Genomic DNA, 24,682 nt, shown 5'->3' with positions numbered 1-24,682 from the left:
CTACCCTCCGCGGCCGCGCCGCCTGTTATTGTGCGAACCGTTGCAAGAGACGCGGCGCCGGTTCCATCGTGTTCTGCATGCTCGCGACCGTGCCCGCCGGCGCGTTTCGCGCACTCGACGCAACCGCCAAGCCGGCGGCGGCAGCGCCCGCATGCGCACCGTCGCGGCTCGCGGCGGCGACTTTCGCCGCGTCGCTGCGGATCGCCGCGCGCACGTCGAGCCCGAGCTTCTGCTGGTTCATCAGCGCCTGCGCGGAGGCCGCCTGCCCGTTCGCCAGCAGAAAAAGCGCGATATTGCTGACGACCTTCGGGTTCGTCGAATCGAGTTCCGCCGCCTTCATCAACGGCACGCGCGCGCCAGCGACGTCGCCCGCACGCAGGCGCGCATAACCGAGGTCGGACAGCACCGTCGCATCGGTCGGCGCGAGCTGCGCCGCCTGTTGCAACTCGCTCGCCGCGCGGCCGAAGTCGCCCTGTCCGCCCGCGATCAAACCGAGCCCGCGATGCCCGCGCGCCGCCAGCGGCGTCTGTAGCAACTGCCCATAAGCGGCCGCGCTCGCCTCGGGCTGATCGGTCATGCGCAATGCGTCCGCGCGCAACAGGATCGAATCCGGCGTGACGCCGTACTGCTTCTCGAACGCGTCGATATGCGCGAGCGACGCGAAGTAAAGCCCTTGCGACTGCATCCGGTCGATCAGACCCAGGTACATGCCCGGCGTGTCCGGCGCCGGATCGCGATTGGTCCGCTGCAGCATGGCCTGCCGCTCGGCCTGCGGACCGATGCCGTAGCCGGACTGCTGCGACGCGCACGCGCCGAGCAACGCGAGCGCCAACGCACTGCAAGCGCAGCGCATCGCACGCGCGGAATAGTTCGGTATCTTGATCAATTGCATTGCTGTTTCCTTACCGATGCATCGACTTCAGCGAATGGGACACGGACATCACACCCGGCCCCGCGGTGACGATCATCAGCGCGGGAAGCAGTGTCAGGATCATCACGCCGGTCATCTTCACCGCCATTCGGCCGATCCGTTCGCGCAGCATCGCGCGGCGCGTTTCGCGCAGGCGGTCGCCGAACTGCTTGAGCGGTTCCTGCACTGCGCCGCCGTGGCGGTCCACCTGAATCAGCAGGCGCACCACGGCGCGCAGGTCTTCGTTGTCGAAGCTGGACGCAAGTCGCGACAGCGACTGCTCGCGCGTGCGGCCCGCGGCGAACTGACCTTGCGCGATTTCGAGTTCGCTCGCGAGCACGGGCAAGACGCCGCGAAAATCGTTGACCATCACCTGAAGGCTTTGATCGAGCGAGAGGCCGACGCCCTGCAAGAGCCGCAAGAGATCGACGAGCATCGGCAATTCGTCGACGACCGCGCCGCGACGCGCCGCCGCGCGCCGGCGCAACACCAGCTTCGGCGCCATCACGCCGCACATGAACGCGACGATCACGACGAGCACATAACGCGGACCGTCGACATGCGCGTGCGCGATCGGGCCGGCGACGAGCGGCAGCACAATCGCGCCCGCGATCCGCGCCATCAGGAACAGTCCGCGCGCGCGGGCATCGACGAAACCGCACTGTTCGAGAAGCCGCCGGTCCTCCTGCGCGACGACCTGCCGGCCAACCGATGTGTCGAGCCAGCGCGTGCCGGCGTCGGCGCATCGTTCGAGCAGGCCTTTCATGCCGCGTGCGCGCTTGACGTTGGCCGAAGTGCCGCGCGAGGACGATGTATTCAGCGCGTGCGCGGCATTCGCCGCATTGCCCGCCTGCGCGCCACGAGCGCCCGCGGCCGCCGCGCTTTGCAGCGCGCGTCCGTCGAGTGCGTGCGCGAGCGTGCGAGCACTGCGGCGTGCCGCGGCAAGACGCGCGACCAGCAAGCCGGCAAGCAGCAGCAAGCCCGCGGCGGCGAACGCAAGCGCGAGAGCGAAGAGTTCGTTCGGCTGCATCGTCAGGCCCTCAATCGGGCGAGCCGGTACAGCAGATACGCGCCCGTCAATTGCAGCGCGAACGCGAGATAGAGAATCTGGCGGCCGCCCGGATCGAACCACATCGAGCCGAAATAGCGCGGGTTCGTCAGAATCAGAAAGCCGCCGATGCCGACGGGCAACATGCCGAGCACCCACGACGACAGCCGCGTTTCCGACGACATCGCGACGAGTTCGCGTTCGGCCTGCTCGAGATCGCGCATGAACGACGACATGCGGTCGAGCATCACGTCGGCGCGGCCGCCGTATTTAACGGAGAGCCGCAGCACCGCGCCCACCAGTTCGAGTTCGCGCGCGCCGTACAGGACCGCGACGTGAGACAGCGCGCGGTCGATCTCGACGCCGGATCTGAGCATCCGCGAAACATGGTCGAGGCATTCGCGCAGCGGCGCCTCGGTGGTTTGTAGCGAGGCCTGGAACGCGGCGGGCACGCTGTTGCCGAGCGTGATCAGACGCACGATGCCGTCGAGAAACGACGGCAGTTGCCGCACGATCGCCTGACGGCGCCGGCTTGCGCGCATCGACATCACGAAGTAGAAGAACACCGCGCAGCCCAGCAGCGTGACGCCGGCGGCGAGCGGGCCGCCCTGGCTGCCGGCCACGAGACACAAGGTCACGATGACGGCTGCAACCGCGGCGAGCGACGCGCGCGCGTTGCGCAGTCCGGCGCGGTTGAGCCTCGCGCCGATTGCATAGCGCATGCGTGCGCCCAGATAACGCAGATGCGCGTCCCAGCCCGCGTCGGCGGCCGGCGCTTGCGGCGCGAACGCGACGCCGGGCGCGGCGCGGCGTGCGGAAGCGGACGCCGATCCCGCGGCCGCGCCCGAAGACGAAGACGAAGACGAAGACGAAGCGCCGCCCGAAGACGATGCGCCACGCGGCGCGCTTGCAGCACCGCTTGCACCCGCTGCGCCCGATGCCATCGCCGCGCCGCTTATCGCGGCAGTCGACGCGACGCTCATCCGGCTGTCGATAAAGCGCTCCGCGCTCGCCTGCTCCTTGCGTTGCGCGCCGCGCTGCAGGACGAGCAGCGCAAGCGCCGCGCACAGCAGCGCGAGCGCGGCAAAGATCAATGCGGCGCTAGACATTGAAGCCGCCGCCGAAACCGCCACCACCGCCGCCACCAAAACCACCGCCGCCGCTACCGCTACCGTCGAAGCCCACACCCCCCAGCGGCTGACGGAAGCGCGCGAGCTTCGGCGAATGCGGATGAATGCCGAGCGACACCCATTGATCGAGCTCTTCGCCGTCCGCGGACAGCACCGGCTCGTAGCGGTACAACTCCTGCGTCGCGATGATGTTGTCCGACAGGCCCGTGACTTCGGTGATCGACAGAATGCGGCGGCGGCCGTTCGAAAGCCGCCCGATCTGCACGATGAAGTCGATCGCGTTGGCGATCTGACGGCGCAGGCTCGACTCGGTGCCCTGGAAGCCCGCGAAGCCCGCCAGCATTTCGAGCCGGTACAGACACTCGCGCGGCGAGCTTGCGTGAACGGTGCCCATCGAGCCGTCGTGGCCCGTGTTCATCGCCTGGAGCATTTCGAGCACTTCGCCGCCCCGCACTTCGCCGACGATGATGCGGTCCGGGCGCATGCGCAGCGTATTGCGCAGCAGGTCGCGGATCGTCACGACGCCCGCGCCGTCGAAGCCGCCCGGACGGCTTTCGAGCCGCACCACATGTGGATGGTTCAGCGACAGCTCGGCCGTGTCCTCGATCGTCACGACACGCTCCGGCTCGGGGATGTGAAAGGCCAGCGCGTTGAGCAGCGACGTCTTGCCCGAACTCGTTCCGCCCGACACCAGCACATTGCAGCGCGCCATGACCGCGGCTTCGAGCAGCGCGCCGATTTCGGGGCTATAGGTGCCGTTGCCGAGCAGATCGTCGGGACGCAGCGGGTCCTTGCGGAATTTGCGGATCGACACGATCGGCCCGTCGATCGACAGCGGCTCGATCACCACGTTGACGCGTCCGCCGTTCGGCAGGCGCGCATCGACCATCGGATTCGATTCGTCCAGACGCCGGCCGATCGGCGCGAGAATGCGCCGCACGATGCGCAGCAAATGCGCGTTGTCGGCGAAGCGCACCGGTATCTTCGTGAGGATGCCGTGACGCGACACGTACACGTCGTTATAACCGTTGATCAGAATGTCTTCGACGGCCGGATCGTTGAGCAGATCCTCGATCGGTCCGAAACCCGCGAGCTCCTTGGTCAGCGCGTCGGCAATCGCGCGCACCTCGGCCTCGTTGATCGGCACGCGCCGCAGCCGCACGAAGCTGTCCATTTCCAGATCGACGAACTGATTGATCGCGTTGCGCGACCAGCGGCCGAACTCCGAGCCGAGTTCCTCGATACGCGTGAGCAGATGTTCGTGCGCGGCGTTCTTGATGTCCTGGAACTGCTGGCTTTGCGCAAACGACGGCGCGTTGTCGGCGAATTCGATTTCTTTTGCCATCGTCTATGACCGTCTGGAAGAAGTTGGGATGAAGCGTTTGAGCGCGCCCAACGCGGACTTGCCGCGCGCCGGCGCGCTCGTGTGTGCCGGGCCCGCGAGCCGCTCGATCAGCGGTTCGAGCGCGCGCACGTACGGGTCGCGCGCGGCGGCATCGGCGAGCAGCAAGCCCTGGTTCGCCGTCTGCCCGAGCGCCACGCGGCGATCGGGCAAGCTCGCGACGAGCGGAATCTCGAGACGCTCCGCGATCTGCGCGGCGGCGAGCCCGAGATCCGGGTCGAACTTGTTCACGATCAGCCTGACGTTGGTCGTGTCCGTGCCCGCATCGCGCAATGCCTCCAGCACGCCGACCGCCGACACAATCGACGCCACGCCCTGATCGCAGACGAGCCACGCTTCGTCGGAAGCACGCACCACGTGCGCGATGAATTCGATGTTCGAGAAGCCGCCGAGGTCGATGATCTGCTGGTCGAAAAACGCGCGCAGCCGGTTCAGGAGACTGATCGACGACGAATAGGAAATCTCGCGCATGTCGGCGAGATTCGGCGGCAGCGTGGTGAACGCGAGGCCGCTCGTGTGATGCGAGAGCGCCGTGTGCACGAAGGTCTGATCGAAGCGCCGCAGATTGCGCACGGCTTCGACGAAATGAAAGTCGCTGCGGGTGTTGAGCATCAGCAGGCCGTCGCCGGCGGGCAAGCCGAGATCGAGCAACGCCGCCTGCCTGCCCTGCTGCGCGTCGCGCCGTTGCAGCATGACCGCGAGATTGGTCGCGAGCGTGCTCACGCCCATGCCGACGCGCGCGCCCAGCAGCGCGGTCACGCGGCCATGCCGGCTCACCGGTTCGACCAGGTTGTCGAGCACCTGCTGCGTGATGCGCAGCGCGTCGGCGGCGGGCGCCGTCAGATCGATGAAGTCGCGCACGCCCGCGCGCAACGCAGCGAGCGCGCTTTCCGGTTCCGCGAGCGAACCGATCGCGACGATCTGCAGCCCCGGATACTGCGCGCGCACCGCGCTCGTCGCCGCGCTCGCCGCCGCGCCGCGTCCGCCCGAAAAGTCGACGAATATGAGCGACGGGTTGAGCGTCGCGATGCGCTGCGTGAGGATCGACGGATCGAGCGTGACCGCCTCGACCGCGCCCGCGGCAAGCAAGGTCTCCGAGAGCCAGTGCACATGTTCGTCGGCGAGCGACGCAAACATGAAATAGTCGGTGACGGCCCGGTCAGTCAACGAGTGCGTTCTTGCGTTCATCGTGCCCATCCTCTTGCGGCATCGGCGCAACGACGCGTGCCTTTGCCTTTCGTTGCCCGCCGCAGCCTAACTGCGGCAGACGCGCGCCGATCTTGCAGCGGCAAGCCGTGCGCGCGCCGCGAACTGCCGCCTGGCCGCGCGCGTTCATTTCGAAAATCCCGGCGCCGCGTCGCGCGCCGCCACGCCGCCGATCAGCGAGCGCCACACCGGCGCGTTGCGCTGCTCCGACTGCTCGCCCGGCGTGGCCGGCAAGGTCGCGCCTTTCGCGAGCGGCGACACCAGATGCGGCGTGACGATGATCACCAGTTCCTTGTCGTTCTGCTGATAGTTGAGCTGCTTGAAGAACGCGCCGATCACGGGCAGGTCGCCAAGCAGCGGCACCTTGGCCACGTTCGAAATCGTTTCGCGATCGATCAGCCCGCCGATCACGAAGCTCTCGCCGTCGCCGAGTTCGACCGTGGTGTCGGTGCGGCGCGTGGTGATCGCGGGCACCGATACGCCGCTGATCGTGACCGCGTTCGCGAAGTCGAGCTGGCTCGCTTCTGGCGCGACCTTGAGCGCGATGCGCTGCGGGCTCAACACGGTCGGCGTGAGGGTGAGACCGACGCCGTACGGCTTATATTCGATCGACGTCGTGCCGAGACCTTGCGGAATCGGCACCGGAATTTCGCCGCCGGCAAGAAAGCTCGCGCTCTGACCGGACAGCGCGACGAGCGTCGGCTCGGCCAGAATCCGCGCGAGGTTGTTGCTTTCCATCAGGCTCAGGTCGGCGAACAGGCCGTGCGTGGCCGAGTTGAACACGAGATTGAACGCCGACGAAATCGGCGCGACCGAACTGAACGACGGCGTGGAGCCGTAGGTCGCCGAGGTCAGCGCCGACGGCGCGAAGGAGCCGAACGTGAAGCCGTTGTTCTGCTTGAGAATGTTCAGGCCGACCTGCTTGAGGACCGTGCGGCTGAACTCCACCACGCGCACGTCGACCTGGACGACCGAGCGGGTCGCGATTGTCGAGGTGTCGTAGATTTGTGCGCTGTTTGCGGCGCTGTTTGCGCTGCCGTTTGGTCCGCCGTTTGCACCGCTTTTTGCTCCATTGGCAGTGCCGATGCCGCCCGCGCCGCCCAGCGCCGCGCGCTGATGTGCCTCGATCTCGGCGGCGGCGGCGGCGCGGTGATGCGCTTCCATCGTCGGCGCGGCGCCCGTGATCAGCGCGGTGTCGCCGAGCACCTTCACGGACGGCGTGCCGGGCCCGAGCAAGCTTTTCGCGGCCGGCGAGCTCACGTTCACGACATACGACAACGGCGCGTCCTTGCCCTGCTCCCACAACATGACGTTCGTCGTGCCCGGCGATTTGCCGATCAGCAGCACGCCGCCCGTTTTGTCGCCCTTGATGATGAGCACGTCCGCGACGCTCGGATCGCCGATGGCGACGCGCCGCAGCGTATGGCCGCCCGCAAGCGACTGCTGCGAGCCGACGGCGATGTCGAGCTGCTCCGCGCCGCCCGCCGCAAAACTCGCGGACGACATCGCCATCGACGAGCCGCACAGCAGCGCCGTTAATCCGTACCCGAAAATGCGTTTGTTCATTTTTTTATGGACGCGCGTGGCCGCGCGGCTCCCTGAAACCGCTATCGGGCGACCGTTTCGGCGCGCCCACCCCGTATCACTTCGATGACGCCGCCCGCGCTTCCCGCATGATTCACGACGCGCGTGACGGGCGGCGCAGCATGCGGCGCGGCGGGCGTGCGTGGCGCGGCATTGCCCGCGCCGCCCGACAGCGCGTCGAGCGAGACGCCGGCGGCCGCGCGCGTCGAATCGCCGGACGGCGCGGCGTCGCCCGCTCGCGTCGATGTCTTCAGCACCGCGGGCAGCGGCGCGAAGGCGGCGGCGTCGATTACTTCGGCATCCTTCGGATTGCGCAGCGCGAACACGAGCCGCCCCGAACTTTCGGCGAGCGTCAGACGGTCCACGTCGGCTACCGGCACCGCGAGCACGGCTGTCCTAACCATGCCGTTCGGATCGCCGGACGTGTCGCCCGCCGCCGTCGCGTTGCCGAACGCGAGCACGCGCACCTTCGACATCAACAGACGCGCCTGGGTACGCTCGATTTCGCCGCCGCTCCCCATATTGCCGTCGCGCTTGAGCGTGAAGAACACGTCGACGAAATTGCCGGGCCGCAAGCGGTTGCCGACCGCATTCGATTCCTCGACGCGCACCGCGACCGCGCGCTCGCCCGGCTCGATCCGCTCGGCGAGACCGGACGACAGTTGCTCCTCGAGCACCGGCGAGTCCGCGCCGATGTCGGCGGCGGGCACGCGCCCCGCGACCAGCGAAGGATCGGCGAACGCGCCGTTGGGGTTAATCGGCAACGGCTGAACACGCAGCGCATCGGCGCCGATCGGCTTGCCCGCGGGCAGCACGCGCGTCGCCACCACCACCGGAAACACCGTTTGCTTGACGGACGCGACCGGCGCCGGCGCGGGCCGGCGCAGCAACATCACGGCGAATACGCCGAGCAACAGCGCGACGGCAATCAGCGCGCCGGCAACGATGCGGGTCAGCTTCAGCATGGCTGGGTGCGCCATGAATCGCGCGAGGCTGTGTGGCCGTCATGCGCGGACGAGCGAGCCGGAGTCGACGGAATCGGAGCGTGTGCGTCAGTCAAAGTATGTTCACCGGATTGAGTTGCACCGTGGCGGTACTGGTCAGGTTGTCGGGCAGCATGAGCCCGAGCAGAGGCAGGTTCGGCACGAGCGGATGCGCCGCGTAGTTGTAGGTCAGGGTCACGGCAATGCAGGTCATGGCCGGCTGGTAGCTGCATGCGGCGGGCACGGTCTGGCATGCGGCGGTGCTGATCATCTGCGCGACCATGTTTGTGGCGGTCGCGCACGCGGCCGCGGCGCGCAGGTTGATGGCGGCGGGGACGTCGTTCGCTTTCTGATAGTTCAGCGCGGCGCGCGCGCCCTCCTCGCTTGCCAGCGTGAGACTCTGCTGCGCGACGAAGATCAGACTGAAGGTCACGATCGCATAGAACACGCAGAAGAAGAGCGGGAACACGAGCGCGAATTCGATCGCGGTGGCGCCGCGCTGGGAACGGCGGGGGTGTGTGTTGCGTGCGTGTGCGTTGCGTGCGGGGACGCGCGGCGCGGCGTCGATACCGTTGACGGGTCTCGAGGCGGGTCTCGAATCGGCCTGCCTGCCGCGTTGCGGGCGGGCGATCATCGGGCGCCTCCTACAACGAGTTGCGCGGCGAGCCATACCATCAACGGCACGGTGAGGCATGTGGCAAATGGCGTCGAGCGGCGACCGGCCAGCTCGAAGGTAGGCGCCCGGCGTTGCAGCAGCGCGGCCACGCGCGTGCGCGTCGCGACGAGCACCCACAGCGCATGCAGCCCGGCGGCGACGCTCGCCACCGCCCACAGCCCGAGCAGCGCATGAACGCCGCACCACGCGCCAAGCACCGCGAACACCTTGACGTCCGCGGCGCCCATCACGCCGAGCGCGAAAAACGGCAACAGGGCGATGAGGCCGACGGCGGCGCCGGCCGCGGCCTGAGCGGCGGAAATACCGAACGGAGAAATGTTAAACAGAGCGCACAAAACCGCCGTTATTAAACCGACAACGACAAGCACATTGGAAATATGCCGGCTGCGGTAATCGCAAATGGCGACGCACGCACACCAGAGCATGAATACGAGAAGCGCGAAGGATACTTGCATATTAGAACTCGACAGACGCATCAATTCACCCGGATTGCAATCGCAATCCGGGTGCGCCTATCAGGCAAGATCCCGGCAGGAAATAAGAGCGTAAAACGTTAAATTAATAATGCCTTACGCCGTGCTTGCCGAGACCCCATTGCTTTATTTGCTAATGAGGCAAAAGCCCGGCGATCGTCTGGAATGCCGTATTGAGCTGCGTGCCCAGACCCTGCACTGTCGAACCGATAACGACGACGATCAGACCTGCGATCAGGCCATATTCCAGCGCTGTTACGCCCCGGTTATCTCTCAGGAAGCTTGCGGTGAACTTTTTCATTGTTACCCTCGATTTTCGATTTATTCGTCATTCTGTGTGCCGCGTGTTGCAGTCAGTTCCTGCACGCACTGCACCGTTGGTCTCTCGTTCCGGTGCGCGTTGTTACCGTGCAGCATCTGAGCGTTGCGGCCGCCCCCAATAAAACGGATGTGCATGAGCTGTCCGTTCGATAACCCACCTCCCTCGTGAATCCGTCCGGCTTTTGGGCTTTATAGCTGAACAATCTTTTTTAAGCAATTCTCGTGTGCCCGCACGGATGATTGCCCGTTGGTTCTTCCCGTACACATAGGTTAACGGCTGTTCGTGCGTTGCAGCACATAGTATTAACCATAATTTTGAATCGGTGCACTAATTAACTATTTGAAAGGATGTTTCAAGCGGCACACGCCGCGATATGCGCTCGCGTTACGGCGAATTCCGTAACGGCGTCCCCGGCCCGTTACGTTACGTCGCTATCGCCAATGCGCCGCGGCGCCTTTTTCCCATGCATTTTCTGATTTAGCGCTTGCTCCATCGAATTCGGCAACGCCTTATTCGATAAGGCATTGCGACGCCCATTCGAAAATCTTCGCTATTGGTCAGTCGAAATGGCATGGGTCGTGCAGAGAGAGCCCGCAGCAGGACCACACACAACACATGCGATGCGAGGGCGACATGAACATTCAAACAATCGGCACGAACCACACGACCAACCTCAACGGAACAATCCGGATCACGAAGGCGGCGAACGTCGTCACGTTGCGCACCACGCTGATCGCGGCCGGCGTGGCGGCGCTGCTTTCGCTCGGCGCGTGCGGAGGCTCGGGAAGCCTCAGCTCGGGCACCGGCAGCAACGGCAGCGGTTCGGCAGGCGGCACGCTGTCGACCGGGAGCGGCAGCGGCTCGATGGGCTCGGCCGGTTCGGGTAGCGGCGGTTCGGGCGGCCAATCCAATACGAACACCAGCACGAATACGAATACCGATCCGAACACGCACACCGATCCCGGCACCGACCCGAGCACGACGCCGGTCGCGAATGCGATCGGCACCGTGGTCGGCAACTCGGGCGGCGTGATCGGCGACGTCGGCTCGACGGTCTCGGGCGTCGGCACGGTAATCGGCTCACAGACGCTGCCGGGCGTGAGCCCGCAGACCACCCAGGCCGCAGGCGGCATCGTCAACGAAGTCGGCGCTGCCGTCTCCACGCTCGGCGGCGGCGTCACGCAGGGGCTCGGCCAGCTCGGCACAGGCGGCAACGCGGTCGGGACCACGGTGTCGAGCCTTGGCGGCGTCGTCGGACATGCCGGCGGCGCGGTGACGGAAACCGGCAAGCTCGTGACGAGCCTCGGCAGCGGCCCGCTCGCTCCGTTGTCGGCACTCACGACGCCGCTGGGCGGCGCGGTCGGCACGCTGGGCGGCGCGGTCACGAACGGCGGCAGCGTGCTCGGCACCGCGCTGTCGACCGGTCCGGTGCAGCAGGTCACGCAGACGCTGAGCACGGCGATTACGCCGATCACGTCGATGGTGGCATCGACGACACAGACCGTCGGCAACACGACCTGTCTCGGCGCGCCCGTCAACACACTGCTGTCGACGCTGGGCGGCGGGCTCGGACACGCCGGCGTATTGCTCGGCGCGAGCGGCGGCAATCCCGTGACGACCGCGCTCGGACGCACGGTGACGGATACGGGCGCGACGGTCGCGTCGGTTGGCGGTCTCCTGACGGGCGGAACGGGCGGCAACCCGCTCGCGCCGCTGACGGGGGCGCTGGGTGGGCTGGGTGGCTTGACGGGGGGAACGGGTAGCGGGCCGCTTGCGCCGCTGACGAGTGCACTTGGTGGACTTACTGGCGGAACGGCTAGTGGGCCGCTGGCTCCGGTTACCGGTGTTCTCGGCGGCTTGACGGGCGGCGCTGGCAGCGGGCCGCTTGCGCCAGTTGCCGGCGTACTCGGCGGCCTGACGGGCGGAACGGGTAGCGGGCCGCTTGCGCCAGTTACCGGTGTGCTCGGCGGCCTGACGGGCGGCACTGGCAGCGGGCCGCTCGCTCCTGTTGCCGGCCTGGTCGGCGGCCTGACGGGCGCGGTCGGCGGCGCATCGGGCGGCACCAACGCGCTTGCGCCCGTGACCGGCATTCTCTCCAGTGTGACGGGCGGACTCAGCGGCGCTGCCGGCGGCGGCGCCACCAGCAGCCCGCTTGCACCCGTCACCGGCTTGCTGTCGACCGTGACCGGCGCCATCGGCAGCGCCACTGCGCCTGCAGCGGCAACGTCGAGCGCGCCGGGCGCCGCGCCCGCGAGCGTGTCGCTCACGGCGACCTCGGGTAATGCGGCCACGAACAATCCGCTCGCGCCCGTGACGTCGCTGGTGGGCGGTCTGCTCGGCGGATTGTCGAAGAAGTAAGAAGCGCAACCGCTCGCGCGTCGCCGCGCGCTCAGTGCGGCTGGCGCGGCACGCGCCGGGCGGCGACACGCACGAGATGAACCTGCAATCGACTCACATCCGCACAAGCTCGCCTGCGGCACGGACAGCGCCGTTCAACGGCAGCCTTCGCGCCTGCTTTGAATGCAGTTCCACGGATTTGGGCACAGCGTCGAACACGGCTTCAGATATGGCTTTGAGCACGGCTTCCAACGGGGCTCGACACACGGCTTCGAATGCAGCTTCCAACCCGGCTTCCAACCCGGCTTCGAACCCGGCATTAAACACCACGCGCCGCCACCCACCACACAAACGGCACGTTCCAGCAGCAAACACGATCGCCAGAAAAGGCATTGAGGAGCACACATGTCCACGCACCGCCTGTTTAACCGCCGCCCCGCCGCGAGCGCCTTTCTGTCGCTGCGCACTCCGTTGATCGCGGTGGCCGTCGCCGGCCTGCTCGCCGCGTGCGGCGGCAGCACCGTCAACTCGCCGCCGACAGCGAGCACCGGCACCGGCGGCGGCTCCGGATCGACGGGCGGCGGAGGCACCACGACGACCACGACCGGGACTTCCGGCGCCGTTACCGGCGCGGCCAAGACGACCAACGACCTGGGCGCGTTGATCGCGGCGCAGACGATTCCCGGCCTCAGCCCGCAAGTCACGCAAGGCCTCGGCAACGCCGTCTCGGGCACCAGCACCACGCTGAACTCGCTTGCCAATGCGGTGACGAGCGGCGTCGGCCAGATCGGCGCGACGCCGAACCCGGTCGGCACGACCGTCGCGGGCCTCGGCTCCGTGGTGAGCTCGACGAGCGGTGTCGTGCAAGGACTGAGCACCGCCGTCGACGGCCTCGGCAGCGGTAATCTCGCGCCGCTGTCGCCGGTGACGACGCCGCTGGCCGGCGCGCTCTCGACCACCGCAACGGCGCTCAACGCAGGCGGCGCGACGCTCGGCAATACGCTTGGCTCCGTGCCCGTCCAGCAGGTCACGCAGCCGCTCAGCACCGCGATCACGCCGATCGTCACGACTGCGGGTCTCGTCACCCAGGCGGTCGGCACGCAGACGGGCCTGGGCGCGCCGGTCGGCGGTCTGCTGGCTCAGGTGGGCGGCGCGCTCAGCTCCGCCGGCTCGCAGGTCGGCGCGGCGAGCGGCAATCCGGTCGGCGCGGATGCGGGCGCGCTGGTCGCCTCGCTCGGCAACACGGTGACGAACGCCGGCGGCCTCGTCAATCCGAACGGCCCGAACGGCGTACTGCCGATTCCCGGCCTGATTACGAGCCTCGTCGGCAGCACGAATCTGAGCGTGGCCAACGGACCGCCGTCGAACAGCAGCCCGTTGAGCCCGCTGCAAAACGTGCTGGCCAGTCTCGGGCTGGGCGGCAATCCGCTAGGCTCCGTGTCAACGCTGCTCGGCGGCACGCCTCTCGCCGGTCTCGGCTCCGGCCTAAGCGGCGCACCGCTCGGCTCGCTGACATCGACGCTCGGCGGCACGGGCAGCGCAGCGAGCCCGCTGTCCTCGCTGTCCTCGCTGTCGTCGCTGTCGTCGCTGGGCGGCGCGCTGTCCGGCGTTGCGGGCGGTACGGCAAGCGGTTCCGGCGGCGGCGCTCAGGCGCTCGGGCCCGTGACGGCTCTCGCCGGGCAACTGACCGGCACGTTGAGCGGCGCGGCGGGCTCGACGGCTTCCGGCGGTTCCGCCGGCGCGTCGGGCAATCCGGCGAGCGGGCTGACGACGCTGGTCGGCGGTCTCCTGCCGGTTAATCGTAAGTAGTCCGCATAAGCGGTGCTGGTGCGCGGATGCGGCGCGCGTGGCATCGGCTGGGACACTTCACGGTCCCCGTCGATGCCGCTCGCAAAGACAGTGAGACTCATCGCGCGATACCTGCTGGAACGAACACGCTTCGATTTCACGGCTGCGAGGCTCGCCGTCGATGCCCGCGACACTCCGCGCGACGGGCGCTGCATTCAAGCTTCGCGCACTGCATGACGTAATACGTGGTGGGACGGCAAAGTTCGTCCGGCCATACATAAGCGGGCGCCGTCAGGCGGCAAGGCCATGCCGCGCATCGATAGGCGCCCGTAAAACAAGATGGCATACGAGGACAATCCGATGAAACTCGGGTACGGCAGCACCTGGACCTTCGTGCTCGCGGCGCTCGCCGCGAGTGCATGGCAAGCACCGGCGCACGCGCAATCTCGCCCGGCACCGGCGGCAGGCGGTAGCACGCTGGGCGGTAGCACGCTGGGCGGCAATCCGCTCGACTCCCTACCCCAGATCAAGGCGCCCGACAAAGGCCCGAACGTGACCGTGCAGGTCGCGCCCCAGGCGCCTCAACTCCAGGAACTGCTCGCGCGCCATCTCACGCCGACGCGCGTGCAGGTCGAAGGCGTCAAGTCCATTCCGTTCGACGACGTCGCGCTGCGCTTCACGCCGCTCGTCGGCAAGGACACGACCATCGGCGATCTGATCCAGGTGGCCAATGGCGTGACGAAGCTCTACCAGGACCGCGGCTTCGCGCTCTCGTTCGCATTCATCCCCGCGCAGACATTCGACGACGGCATCGTGCGCGTGACCGTCGTGGAAGGCTACGTGTCCGCGGTCAAGGTGACCGGCAAGGCCGGCGCCGTGGAAGACCGGATTCGCGCGATCGCCGATCACATCACCGCCGACCGGCCGCTGCGGCGCGCGACCTTCGAGCGCTACATCAACGTGCTCGGACTGTTGCCCGGCGTGAAGGTCGCCGCCAACGTGCCGCCGCCGCAAAACACCGACGGCGCGACCACGCTCGAGCTCAACGTGGAGCGCAAGCCTTTCGACGTCAGTACGGGCATCGACTTCAATCATCCCGGCGTGCAAGGTCTGCTGACCGCGACCGAGAATGGTCTCACCGCGCTCGGCGAGCAACTGAGCGTGTCGGCGCTGCTGCCGAAAGGCCGCGACAACGTCACCTATCTGGCCGCGCATGCCACCGTGCCGATCGGCAGCAACGGCCTTATTTCGAAGCTCGACGCGTCGCACTATCGCGGCAATCCGGTCAACAATCCGGGTTTGCCGTCGTATGTGGAGCGCACGGTCATCAACGACAAGATCGGCGGCTCGCTCGCGTATCCGCTTCTGCTGAGCAATACGCAAAGCGTGATCGGCACGGCTTCCGTCTACGCGTCGCGCAACGAGGACCGCTATCACAATCAGGTGAACGGCGCGCAGATCGGCCTGCGCTCGCAAGTGCGCGTAATGCAGATGCAAGCCGATTACGCGAGCGTCGAAACCGGTCAGGTGCGCCGCGCGAGCATCAACGTGGCGAAGGCGTTCGACATTCTCGGCGCGTCTAAGTCCGGCGATTCGAACGTGCCCGGCACCAGCATCAACAATCCGGCTTCGATCAATTTCGTGCGCACAGGTGCGAGCTTTTCGCAAACCAACGAGTGGCCGCTCAAGATCGGCACGGCGATTTCGCTGACGGGGCAGTACAGTGCGGTGTCGCTGCCCACGTCCGAGCAGATCGCCTTCGGCGCGCAGCGTTTTGCGCAGGGCTATCAGCCGGGCGAAGCGTCGGGCGATTCGGGTTGGGGCGCCATGTTCGAGATCAACCGTGCGTTCACGCCGGGCTTCACTTATCTGCGCACGTTCACGCCCTACGTTTCGTTCGACATGGCGCGCGTCTATCTGCACGCGGGCACGCCGTCGCCGTCGCGGCTTGCGTCGATTGCGTTCGGCTTTCGCATCAGCGACGCGAAGTATTACAGCCTCGATCTTTCCGTGGCGAAGGCGGTCGGCGATGCTCCAGTCGAAAGCGCGTCGCGCAGTCCGCGCATCAATGCGACGTTCTCGTATCAGCTCAATTGAGCGGCGAGTGCCCTGCTCCGATTAGAGGTTCCACTATCAAACCGTGCGCGCACTTTCGCGCGCACATCACGTATTCTGCATCGATCGCATCAAGCGGCCGCCCCAGAGCCGCCAGCCGAACCCCGTGTGCGGCGCGCGTCGGGAGACCTGAAGGGCATCACGCGGCTCGCGCCTCACGCCATGCCAATAACGCTGCGCGACCACGATCGCGCCGTCTTTTATCAAGGAGGAAGACAATGATGCAGTTCACTCAACGTGCCCGCGCGATCGCGCTTCGTACAGCGAAACAGGCTGCGCTCGCCGGCGTGCTGCTCGCGAGCGCCGTCACCGCGATGGCGCAAGCCGACACGCCTGTGGGCACCTGGCAGACCATCGACGATCACACCGGCCAACCGAAGGCGCTCGTGCAGATCGTCGACAGCGGCAACGGCACGCTGAGCGGCAAAGTGATTAAAGGACTCGGTCCGAACGACCAACCCGATCGCCGTTGTACCGCCTGCACCGATGCGCGCAAGGATCAGCCGATTCTCGGCATGACGATCATCGACGACATGAAAAAAGACGGCGATGCCTGGGATCACGGGCAGATTCTCGACCCGGAAAACGGCAAGCTCTACAAGTGCAAGATGCACCTGGAAGACGGCGGGAACAAGCTGGTGGTGCGCGGGTATATCGGCGTGTCGCTGCTCGGGCGCTCGCAAACGTGGGTTCGTCAGCAGTAGCGAAGACGCGCTAACCCGGCGCGCGAGCGAAAAAAGAAAACGGCCGACGAGATGATCGTTCGGCCGTTTTTTCTACGTGATGTCGCGTGATTTGAATCGTCATGCAGCGTGTTTGAAGGGCGACGTGAAAGCAAATGGAGACGACGGCAACGGATTGACCGGCGGCGGGGTATATACCGCAGGGGCCACCGGAGCCGGCGCTTTCTGCGCTGCAGCGACGTTTTTCTTTTCCGCGCTCAGATGCGTGCGCATGCGTGCTTCCATCATTGCGCACAGTTCTTCGCTGGCGGCGCCGAACAACTGTTCCATGACGCGCTTGAGCACGCCAGACTGATACCACGCCTTGAAGCGGCGATGACAGGTTTGATACGACGGGTACTTGCGCGGCATGGCCGACCAGGTAGCACCGCTGTACATCACCCACAGCACGCCGTTGAGCACCGACCGGGTGTTGGCCAGCGGGCGGCCGCGCAATTCGGAGCGCGGACGCAGTTCGGGCAGCAACGGCGCGATGCGCTGCCATTCTTCGTCGTTGATGTCGCGATAGGGATTCATGGTTTCTCCTTTGTCAGATACCCGACAAAGATAGCCAGTCACCCGAAGGCAAAACATCGGAGCAATCCGAATCTTGAAAATACGCCGTTAGGCCTAGGCCGCTAGGCGCAGGCGATGTGACCTATCGCAAAAGCACACCCGGCAGCTTGCGAACGCGCTCGCCGCGGCGCGGTGCTTCAAGTCAGCGACGTATCGACGATCCGCCGCGGCGCATCGAGATACTCCTTGCTCTGCATCTCGACGATGCGCGACACCGTGCGTGTGAATTCGTTGGCCATCGGGCCATCCACGTAAAGCTGCTCGGGCGGCACCGCGGCCGACATCAGCAGCTTCACCTTGTGGTCGTAGAACACGTCGATGAGCCACGTAAAGCGGCGCGCTTCGGACGCCATGCGCGCCGACATCTGCGGGACCGCGGACAGAATCACCGCGTGAAAACGGCTCGCCAGTTCCAGGTAGTCGTTCTGCGAGCGCGGACCGCCGCACAACGTCGCGAAGTCGAACCAGACGACGCCGTCCGCCTTGCGCAGCGCCTTCAACTCGCGCTTTTCGATGTGCAGGATCGGGCTTTCGTCGGGCACCGCGGCGAGGCGCGCGAACGCGTCGCGCAGCGACTTGTCGGCGGCCGCGCCGAGCGGCGTGTGATACACCTCGACCTGCGCCAGCGTGCGTTGCCGATAGTCGATGCCCGCGTCGACGTTGATCACGTCGAGCTTCTGCTTGATTAACTCAATCGCCGGCAACATGCGGTCGCGATGCAGGCCGTCCGGGTACAGCGTGTCGGGATCGTAGTTGGACGTCATCACGAACTGCACGCCGTTCTCGAACAGCTTGTCGAGCAGGCGATAAAGAATCATCGCGTCGGCAATGTCGGACACATGAAACTCGTCGAAACAGATCAGCCGATAACGCTTCGAGACGCGCCGCGCGAGTTCATCGAGCGGGTCGGCCTGCCCTTTCAGTTCTTCGAGCTCGCGATGCACCTCGCGCATGAACTCGTGAAAATGCAGCCGCGTTTTGCGCTGCACCGGCACGATCATGTAGAAGCTGTCCATCAGAAAGCTCTTGCCGCGCCCTACGCCGCCCCACATGTACACGCCGCGCGGCTGCTCCGGATGATTGATCAGCTTCTTGAACGCATTCGAGCGGCGCGACTTGTACTCGACCCACTCTTCGTAGCACCGCTGCAGACGGTCCACCGCCGCGCGTTGCGCCGGATCGGATTGATAACCCCGCGTCTGCAGTTCTTTCTCGTAGTATTCGGTGACGTTCATTGTGTTGCTGCAAAAGTGTTGCTGCAAAAAGAAAGGCGGGAGGGATTGAACCCGCCCGCCTTGTGATGCCAGAAATGCCGAAGTTGCGTTCAGTCAGGCGCGCGCGTTTACATGTTCAGCGCGCGCTTGTCCACGGCGAGCGCCGCTTCGCGCATGACTTCCGACAGCGACGGGTGCGGATGGCAAATGCGGCCGATGTCTTCCGACGCCGCCTTGAACTCCATCGCCACCACGGCTTCTGCGATCAGATCCGATGCGTTCGCCGAGATGATGTGCACGCCGAGCAGTTCGTCGGTCTTTGCGTCGGCGATCATCTTGACGAAGCCATCCGCCTTGTTGATGCCGAGCGCGCGGCCGTTCGCCATGAACGGGAACTGGCCGGTCTTGATCTCGCGGCCTTCCGCCTTCAGTTGCTGCTCGGTCTTGCCGACCCACGCGATTTCCGGCTCGGTGTAGATCACCCACGGGATGCAGTTGTAGTCGATATGCGGCTTCTGACCGTCGATGATCTCGGCCACCAGCACGCCTTCGTCCTCAGCCTTGTGCGCGAGCATCGGGCCGCGCACCACGTCGCCGATCGCGTACACGTTCGGCACGGCCGTCGCGCAATGATCGTCCACGTCGATAAAGCCGCGCTCGTTCGCCTTCAGACCGATTGCTTCGAGACCGAGGTTGTCCGTATTCGGCACGCGGCCGATCGACACGATCAGGCGGTCCGCTTCGAGCTTCTGCGCGTTGCCGTCCTTGTCCATGTAGTTGATCGTGACGCTGTTCTCAGTGGTCGTGACTTCGCCGACCTTCACGCCGACGTGAATGTCGAGGCCCTGCTTCTTGAACTGCTTGGCCGCTTCTTTCGCCAAAGCCTGGTCAGCCGCGCCGAGGAATTCCGGCAGCGCTTCGAGCACGGTCACTTCCGCGCCCAGACGACGCCACACCGAGCCGAGTTCCAGGCCGATCACGCCTGCGCCGATCACGGCGAGCTTCTTCGGAGCCGAGTCGAAAGCGAGCGCGCCTTCGTTGTCGGCGACGATCTTGTTGTCGACCGGAATGTTCGGCAGATGGCGCGCCTTCGAACCCGTCGCAATGATCACGTTCTTCGCCGTGACCACTTCGGTTTCGCCTTCGCCGCTCACTTCGATCTGCACGCCGGCGTCCGTCTTGCCGGTGAACTTGCCGTGGCCCTTGAGCCACGTGATCTTGTTCTTGCGGAACAGGAATTCGATGCCCTTCGTCATCTTGTCGACGATGCCGTCTTTGCGGGCCATCATCTTCGAGATGTCGACCTTCACGTTTTCCACGGAAATGCCGTGGTCCGCGAGGTGATGCGAGGCGTTTTCAAATTCTTCCGACGACGCGAGCAGCGCCTTCGATGGAATGCAGCCCACGTTCAGGCAGGTGCCGCCGAGCTTCAGCGCGCCGGCCGGGTTCTTCCATTTTTCGATACATGCGACGGTCTTGCCGAGCTGCGCTGCGCGGATCGCGGCGATATAACCGCCAGGGCCGGCGCCGATCACGACGACGTCAAATTCTTTGGACATGACAATCCTTTTGATGACGGAACGGCGCGGCCACGCTTATTGGCCAAGCTTATTGGCCACACTTGGTGGCGCGGCTCGTTCCAGTACTGCGGAATGCGAAAGACGTATTGCTCATCTGGAGCCGGCTTGCGTGTTTTACAAGCCGGCTCCGGTCGGACCGTTGCTTACAGGTCGAGCAGCAGACGCGCCGGATCTTCGAGCGCGTCCTTCATGGCAACCAGCGACAGCACCGCTTCGCGGCCGTCGATGATCCGGTGGTCGTACGACAGCGCCAGATAGTTCATCGGGCGGATCACGATCTGGCCGTTCTCGACCACGGCGCGTTCCTTCGTGGCGTGCACGCCGAGAATCGCGGACTGCGGCGGGTTGATGATCGGCGTCGACAGCATCGAGCCGAACACGCCGCCGTTCGAGATGGAGAACGTACCGCCCGTCATTTCGTCGATGGACAGCTTGCCGTCTTTCGCCTTCTGACCGAACTCGGCGATCTTCTTCTCGATGTCGGCGAGGCTCAGCTGATCTGCATTGCGCAGGATCGGCACGACCAGACCGCGCGGCGAACCGACCGCGATACCGATGTCGAAGTAGCCGTGATAGACGATGTCGTTACCGTCGATGGACGCGTTCACCAGCGGGAACTTCTTCAGCGCGTGAACAGCCGCCTTCACGAAGAACGACATGAAGCCGAGCTTCACGCCATGTTCCTTCTCGAACTTGTCCTTGTACTTGTTGCGCAGATCCATCACCGGCGCCATGTTCACTTCGTTGAACGTGGTCAGGATCGCGTTGGTTTGCTGCGACTCGAGCAGACGCTCGGCGATACGCGCGCGCAGACGCGACATTGGCACGCGTTGTTCCGGGCGGTCCTTCAGCCATTGATCAGCCGATGCCGGCGCCTTCACGTCCGGCAGCGACGGCTTGGCAGCCTTCGGTGCGGCAGCCGGAGCCGGTGCAGCGGCCTTGGCGGCGGGTGCGCCGGCCGTCAGCACGTCGCCCTTGGTGATGCGGCCGTCGCGGCCCGTGCCGGCGACGTCGCCCGACGACAGGCCCTTTTCCGCCATCAGCTTGCCGGCAGCCGGCGAAGCAGCGGTGTTCGCACCCGTTGCGGATGCGGCTTGCGCGGCCGGTGCGGCAGCAGGAGCCGGAGCCGGCGATGCTTCGGGAGCCGGCTTCACTTCGGCTTCGACGGCAGCGGCGCCAGCCTTGCCTTCGGTGTCGATCTTGGCGATGACCTGATCGGCCGTGACGGTGTCGCCGTCGTTCGCGATGACTTGCGCGAGCACGCCGGCCGAGGGTGCCGGCACTTCGAGCACGACCTTGTCGGTCTCGATTTCGATGAGAATTTCGTCTTGCGCCACAGCCTCGCCGGGCTTCTTCTTCCACTGCAGCATGGTGGCTTCCGAGACCGACTCGGACAGCTGGGGAACCTTGACTTCAACAATAGCCATTATGAATATCCTGAATACGTATCGGGTGACGGCGCGGTGAACGACGACCGCCTGCGAACCCTGCGTGCCGCGCTTCAACCTTGATGGGTTGCAGAACGCGGCACGGGAAAGCGCGCTGCGCTTTCCCGGTTCGTCTGTTCTCTTTATTTAGCGATCGACGCGCTCTTGAGGCGGCCGAAAGCGCCTTCGACCAGCGCCTTCTGCTGCTCGTAGTGCTTCGCGTAGTAGCCCACTGCCGGCGAAGCCGAAGCCGGACGGCCGCTGTATGCCAGCTTCTGTCCTTCCTTCATGCCTTCCTTCAGGTGATGCTCGATGTAGAACCACGGGCCCTGATTCTGCGGCTCGTCCTGGACCCACACCACTTCCGTCGCGTTGTCGTACTTCTTCATTTCCGTTTCGAACTGCTTGTGCGCGAACGGATAGAGCTGTTCGATACGGATGATCGCGACGTCGTTCGCCTTCGCTTCGCGGCGATGCGCCACGAGGTCGTAGTACACGCGGCCCGAGCACGCCAGCACGCGCTTGACCTTCTTCGCGTCGATGGTGTCGTCCACTTCGCCGATAACCGGCTGGAACGAACCCTTCGCGAGTTCCGACAGGTCCGACACCGCTTCCTTGTGACGCAGCAGCGATTTCGGCGTGGCGACGATCAGCGGCTTGCGGAACAGGCGGATCATCTGACGGCGCAGCAGGTGGAAAATCTGCGCCGGCGTGGTCGGCTGAACGACCTGCATGTTGTGGTCTGCGCACAGTTGCAGGAAACGCTCGATACGCGCCGACGAGTGCTCCGGACCCTGGCCTTCGTAGCCGTGCGGCAGCAGCATGGTGAGACCCGACACGCGGCCCCACTTCACTTCGCCCGACGAGATGAACTGGTCGATCACGACTTGCGCGCCGTTCACGAAGTCGCCGAACTGCGCTTCCCACGCGACGAACGTGTTCGGTTCAGCGGTCGAGTAACCGTATTCGAAGCCGAGCACCGCTTCTTCCGACAGCACGGAGTCGATCACCGTGAACTTCGCCTGACCTTCGGCGATGTTCTGCAGCGGCACGTACGTGCCGTCGTTCCAGCGCTCGCGGTTCTGGTCGTGCAGCACCGCGTGACGGTGCGTGAACGTGCCGCGGCCCGAATCCTGACCCGTCAGACGCACAGCGTAGCCCGATGCGACCAGCGACGCGAACGCGAGATGCTCGCCCATGCCCCAGTCGAGCCTCGCTTCGCCACGGCCCATCGCGCGACGGTCGTTGATGACGCGCTCGACCAGCGGGTGAACCTTGAAGTTTTCCGGAATCGTGGTGATGCGCTCGGCGAGGCGCTTCAGTTCCGCGAGCGGCACGGCCGTGTCGGCTGCGTCGGTCCACTTGCGGTTCAGGAACGGCACCCAGTCGACCGCGTACTTGCTCTTGTAGTTCGAGAGCACCGGATCGACCGTGTGATGGCCTTCGTCCATCGCCTTGCGGTACGCCTTGACGAATTCCTCGCCTTCTTCTGCCGTGATCACGCCTTGCTGCACGAGCTTTTCCGCGTACAGCGCGCGGGTGCCCGGATGCTTGGCGATGGTCTTGTACATCAGCGGCTGCGTGACAGCCGGCGTGTCCTGCTCGTTGTGACCCAGCTTGCGGAAGCACACGATGTCGACCACGACATCCTTGTGGAACTGCATGCGGAAGTCGATAGCCAGTTGCGTGGCCAGAACGACCGCTTCGGGATCGTCGCCGTTCACGTGCAGCACCGGCGCCTCGATCATCTTGACGACGTCCGAGCAGTACAACGTGGAGCGCGAATCGCGCGGGTCCGACGTCGTGAAACCGATCTGGTTGTTAATGACGATGTGCAGCGTGCCGTGCGTGCCGTAACCGCGCGTTTGCGCGAGGTTCAGCGTTTCCATCACGACGCCCTGGCCGGCAAAAGCCGCGTCGCCGTGGATCTGCACCGGCAGCACTTGCAGGCCGCTGTCGTCGCCGCGACGGTCCATACGCGCCTTCGCCGAACCTTCGACCACCGGGTTGACGATTTCGAGGTGCGACGGGTTGAACGCGAGCGACAGGTGAACCGGACCGCCTTCGGTCGAGACGTCCGACGAGAAACCCTTGTGGTACTTGACGTCGCCGGCCGGCAGGTCGTCGACGTGCTTGCCTTCGAATTCGGCGAACAGGTCAGCCGGCATCTTGCCGAGCGTATTGACCAGCACGTTCAGACGGCCACGGTGAGCCATGCCGATGACGATTTCCTGCACGCCGCGGGCACCGCCGTGACGCACGACTTCGTCCATCGACGCGATGAAGCTCTCGCCGCCCTCCAGCGAAAAGCGCTTCTGGCCGACGTATTTGGTGTGCAGGAAGCGCTCGAGGCCTTCAGCGGCCGTCAGGCGATTCAGGATGTGCTTCTTCTTCTCGTTCGAGAAGTTCGGCGTGGAGCGGATCGACTCGAGCTTTTCCTTCCACCAGCGCTTCTGTTCCGGATCGCTGATGTACATGTACTCGGCGCCGATCGTGCCGCAATACGTGTCGCGCAGTGCCTTGACGATCTCACGCAGCGACGCGCGCTCGAATCCGAAATACAGATTCGTGGCGCTGAACTCCTGGTCCATGTCGGCTTCGGTGAAGTCGTAGAACGCGGGTTCGAGTTCGGGGATTGCGGGACGTTCGCGGCGCTTCAGGGGATCGAGATTGGCCCATTGCGAGCCGAGGAAGCGATATGCGCCGATGAGGGACTGCACATAGACTTGCTTTCGCGCGGTAGCGAGGTCTTCGCCGCCGGGTGCGGTGCGCGGGATGAAGGCATTGGCCTTGGCCCGTTGCGCAAACGATTCGACGATCGGGCCGTGGGCCACGTCGTTGGCATTGCTGCCGTCCGATGCAGGAACATTCTGCAACGCGTCGAAATAGCTGCGCCAGTTCTCGGGCACTGACGCCGGATTGTCGAGATATGCTTCGTACATTTCTTCTACGTACGGAGCATTGCCGCCGAACAGATAAGAGTTCGACTGGAATTGCTTCATCATTTTTACGCTCACCTTTCTTCGAGTTTCTCGAGAAATAGCGGGTTACAGAACCTTCCGCGACACGGCCTGACCGTTTAGCGGATTGCGCGAATCAAGTCTTGCTTGGAAGGACCTAAAACTTGCACCCGGGGAGCATATCACAGAACCGATAGTCCAGATAGCAGACGGATTGCCGCCCGGGCCC

The 24,682-nt window shown here is 65.3% G+C and carries 20 protein-coding genes; 4 read left to right on the top strand and 16 right to left on the bottom strand.

Translation table 11 applies throughout. From position 1 onward, the window contains the following. Positions 1-25 precede the first annotated feature (25 nt). The 10 genes from AB6809_RS07250 to AB6809_RS07205 all read right to left on the bottom strand — a co-directional run bounded on the left by AB6809_RS07250 (position 26) and on the right by AB6809_RS07205 (position 9,713). Complete coding sequence (locus AB6809_RS07250) at positions 26-892, bottom strand: pilus assembly protein (protein WP_371026201.1); 867 nt, start codon at positions 890-892, stop codon at positions 26-28. Positions 893-902: 10 nt separating this feature from the next. Continuing rightward, the gene (locus tag AB6809_RS07245) at positions 903-1,940 is read right to left on the bottom strand and encodes a type II secretion system F family protein (protein WP_371026200.1); all 1,038 of its coding nucleotides are present in this window, start codon (positions 1,938-1,940) and stop codon (positions 903-905) included. Positions 1,941-1,942: 2 nt separating this feature from the next. Further along, on the bottom strand, positions 1,943-3,067 hold the full coding sequence (locus AB6809_RS07240) for a type II secretion system F family protein (protein WP_371026199.1): 1,125 nt from the start codon (positions 3,065-3,067) through the stop codon (positions 1,943-1,945). Further along, positions 3,060-4,433 carry a CpaF family protein gene (locus AB6809_RS07235; protein WP_371026197.1) on the bottom strand — a complete coding sequence of 458 codons (1,374 nt, stop codon included), beginning with the start codon at positions 4,431-4,433 and terminating at the stop codon, positions 3,060-3,062. The genes AB6809_RS07240 and AB6809_RS07235 overlap by 8 nt, the downstream gene beginning before the upstream one ends. Positions 4,434-4,436: 3 nt before the next feature. Then, positions 4,437-5,678: a fimbrial protein gene (locus AB6809_RS07230; protein WP_371026196.1), complete on the bottom strand. Its 1,242-nt coding sequence runs from the start codon at positions 5,676-5,678 to the stop codon at positions 4,437-4,439. A 144-nt stretch (positions 5,679-5,822) separates the two neighbouring features. Next, a complete protein-coding gene (locus AB6809_RS07225; RefSeq protein ID WP_371026195.1) occupies positions 5,823-7,262 on the bottom strand; it encodes a type II and III secretion system protein family protein in 1,440 nt (479 codons plus the stop codon). A 41-nt stretch (positions 7,263-7,303) separates the two neighbouring features. Continuing rightward, entirely contained in the window at positions 7,304-8,245 is a 942-nt protein-coding gene (cpaB, locus tag AB6809_RS07220; RefSeq protein ID WP_371026193.1) for a Flp pilus assembly protein CpaB, read from the bottom strand. 91 nt (positions 8,246-8,336) lie between these two features. Continuing rightward, complete coding sequence (locus AB6809_RS07215; RefSeq protein ID WP_371026192.1) at positions 8,337-8,897, bottom strand: TadE/TadG family type IV pilus assembly protein; 561 nt, start codon at positions 8,895-8,897, stop codon at positions 8,337-8,339. Further along, positions 8,894-9,394, bottom strand: a complete 501-nt coding sequence (locus AB6809_RS07210; RefSeq protein ID WP_371026191.1) for a prepilin peptidase — start codon at positions 9,392-9,394, stop codon at positions 8,894-8,896. Before AB6809_RS07210 ends, AB6809_RS07215 begins: the two co-directional genes overlap by 4 nt. A gap of 151 nt (positions 9,395-9,545) precedes the next feature. Next, on the bottom strand, positions 9,546-9,713 hold the full coding sequence (locus AB6809_RS07205; protein ID WP_006053275.1) for a Flp family type IVb pilin: 168 nt from the start codon (positions 9,711-9,713) through the stop codon (positions 9,546-9,548). A 654-nt stretch (positions 9,714-10,367) separates the two neighbouring features. On the opposite strand from AB6809_RS07205, the gene AB6809_RS07200 reads away from it, so the two are divergent. Next, entirely contained in the window at positions 10,368-12,092 is a 1,725-nt protein-coding gene (locus tag AB6809_RS07200) for a collagen-like triple helix repeat-containing protein (RefSeq protein WP_371026190.1), read from the top strand. A gap of 93 nt (positions 12,093-12,185) precedes the next feature. Here AB6809_RS07200 and AB6809_RS07195 read toward each other — a convergent pair whose 3' ends face one another. Continuing rightward, a complete protein-coding gene (locus AB6809_RS07195) occupies positions 12,186-12,464 on the bottom strand; it encodes a hypothetical protein (protein ID WP_307254010.1) in 279 nt (92 codons plus the stop codon). Positions 12,465-12,476: 12 nt separating this feature from the next. Here AB6809_RS07195 and AB6809_RS07190 point away from each other — a divergent pair, with 12 nt between their 5' ends. From AB6809_RS07190 to AB6809_RS07180, 3 genes are all read left to right on the top strand, one after another. Continuing rightward, entirely contained in the window at positions 12,477-13,880 is a 1,404-nt protein-coding gene (locus AB6809_RS07190) for a collagen-like triple helix repeat-containing protein (protein WP_371026188.1), read from the top strand. A gap of 339 nt (positions 13,881-14,219) precedes the next feature. Beyond that, the gene (locus AB6809_RS07185; RefSeq protein ID WP_371026186.1) at positions 14,220-15,956 is read left to right on the top strand and encodes a ShlB/FhaC/HecB family hemolysin secretion/activation protein; all 1,737 of its coding nucleotides are present in this window, start codon (positions 14,220-14,222) and stop codon (positions 15,954-15,956) included. 236 nt (positions 15,957-16,192) lie between these two features. Then, positions 16,193-16,678 (top strand): DUF2147 domain-containing protein, encoded by a 486-nt coding sequence (locus AB6809_RS07180; RefSeq protein ID WP_029971605.1) that lies wholly within the window; start codon positions 16,193-16,195, stop codon positions 16,676-16,678. A gap of 99 nt (positions 16,679-16,777) precedes the next feature. On the opposite strand, the gene AB6809_RS07175 is transcribed toward AB6809_RS07180, so the two are convergent. The 5 genes from AB6809_RS07175 to AB6809_RS07155 all read right to left on the bottom strand — a co-directional run bounded on the left by AB6809_RS07175 (position 16,778) and on the right by AB6809_RS07155 (position 24,498). Continuing rightward, the gene (locus AB6809_RS07175; RefSeq protein ID WP_006053264.1) at positions 16,778-17,233 is read right to left on the bottom strand and encodes a transposase; all 456 of its coding nucleotides are present in this window, start codon (positions 17,231-17,233) and stop codon (positions 16,778-16,780) included. 176 nt (positions 17,234-17,409) lie between these two features. After that, on the bottom strand, positions 17,410-18,507 hold the full coding sequence (zapE, locus tag AB6809_RS07170) for a cell division protein ZapE (protein ID WP_006053265.1): 1,098 nt from the start codon (positions 18,505-18,507) through the stop codon (positions 17,410-17,412). 107 nt (positions 18,508-18,614) lie between these two features. Next, a complete protein-coding gene (lpdA, locus tag AB6809_RS07165; RefSeq protein ID WP_371026183.1) occupies positions 18,615-20,045 on the bottom strand; it encodes a dihydrolipoyl dehydrogenase in 1,431 nt (476 codons plus the stop codon). Between the two features lie 164 nt (positions 20,046-20,209). Continuing rightward, positions 20,210-21,493: a 2-oxoglutarate dehydrogenase complex dihydrolipoyllysine-residue succinyltransferase gene (gene odhB / locus AB6809_RS07160; protein ID WP_029971603.1), complete on the bottom strand. Its 1,284-nt coding sequence runs from the start codon at positions 21,491-21,493 to the stop codon at positions 20,210-20,212. Positions 21,494-21,636: 143 nt separating this feature from the next. After that, a complete protein-coding gene (locus tag AB6809_RS07155; RefSeq protein ID WP_371026180.1) occupies positions 21,637-24,498 on the bottom strand; it encodes a 2-oxoglutarate dehydrogenase E1 component in 2,862 nt (953 codons plus the stop codon). Positions 24,499-24,682 lie beyond the last annotated feature (184 nt).

This window comes from Paraburkholderia sp. RCC_158, assembly GCF_041355255.1.
Classification (GTDB): domain Bacteria; phylum Pseudomonadota; class Gammaproteobacteria; order Burkholderiales; family Burkholderiaceae; genus Paraburkholderia; species Paraburkholderia graminis.
The sequence above is the reverse complement of the archived record's forward strand: the minus strand, read 5'-3'. Positions and strand labels throughout refer to the sequence as shown.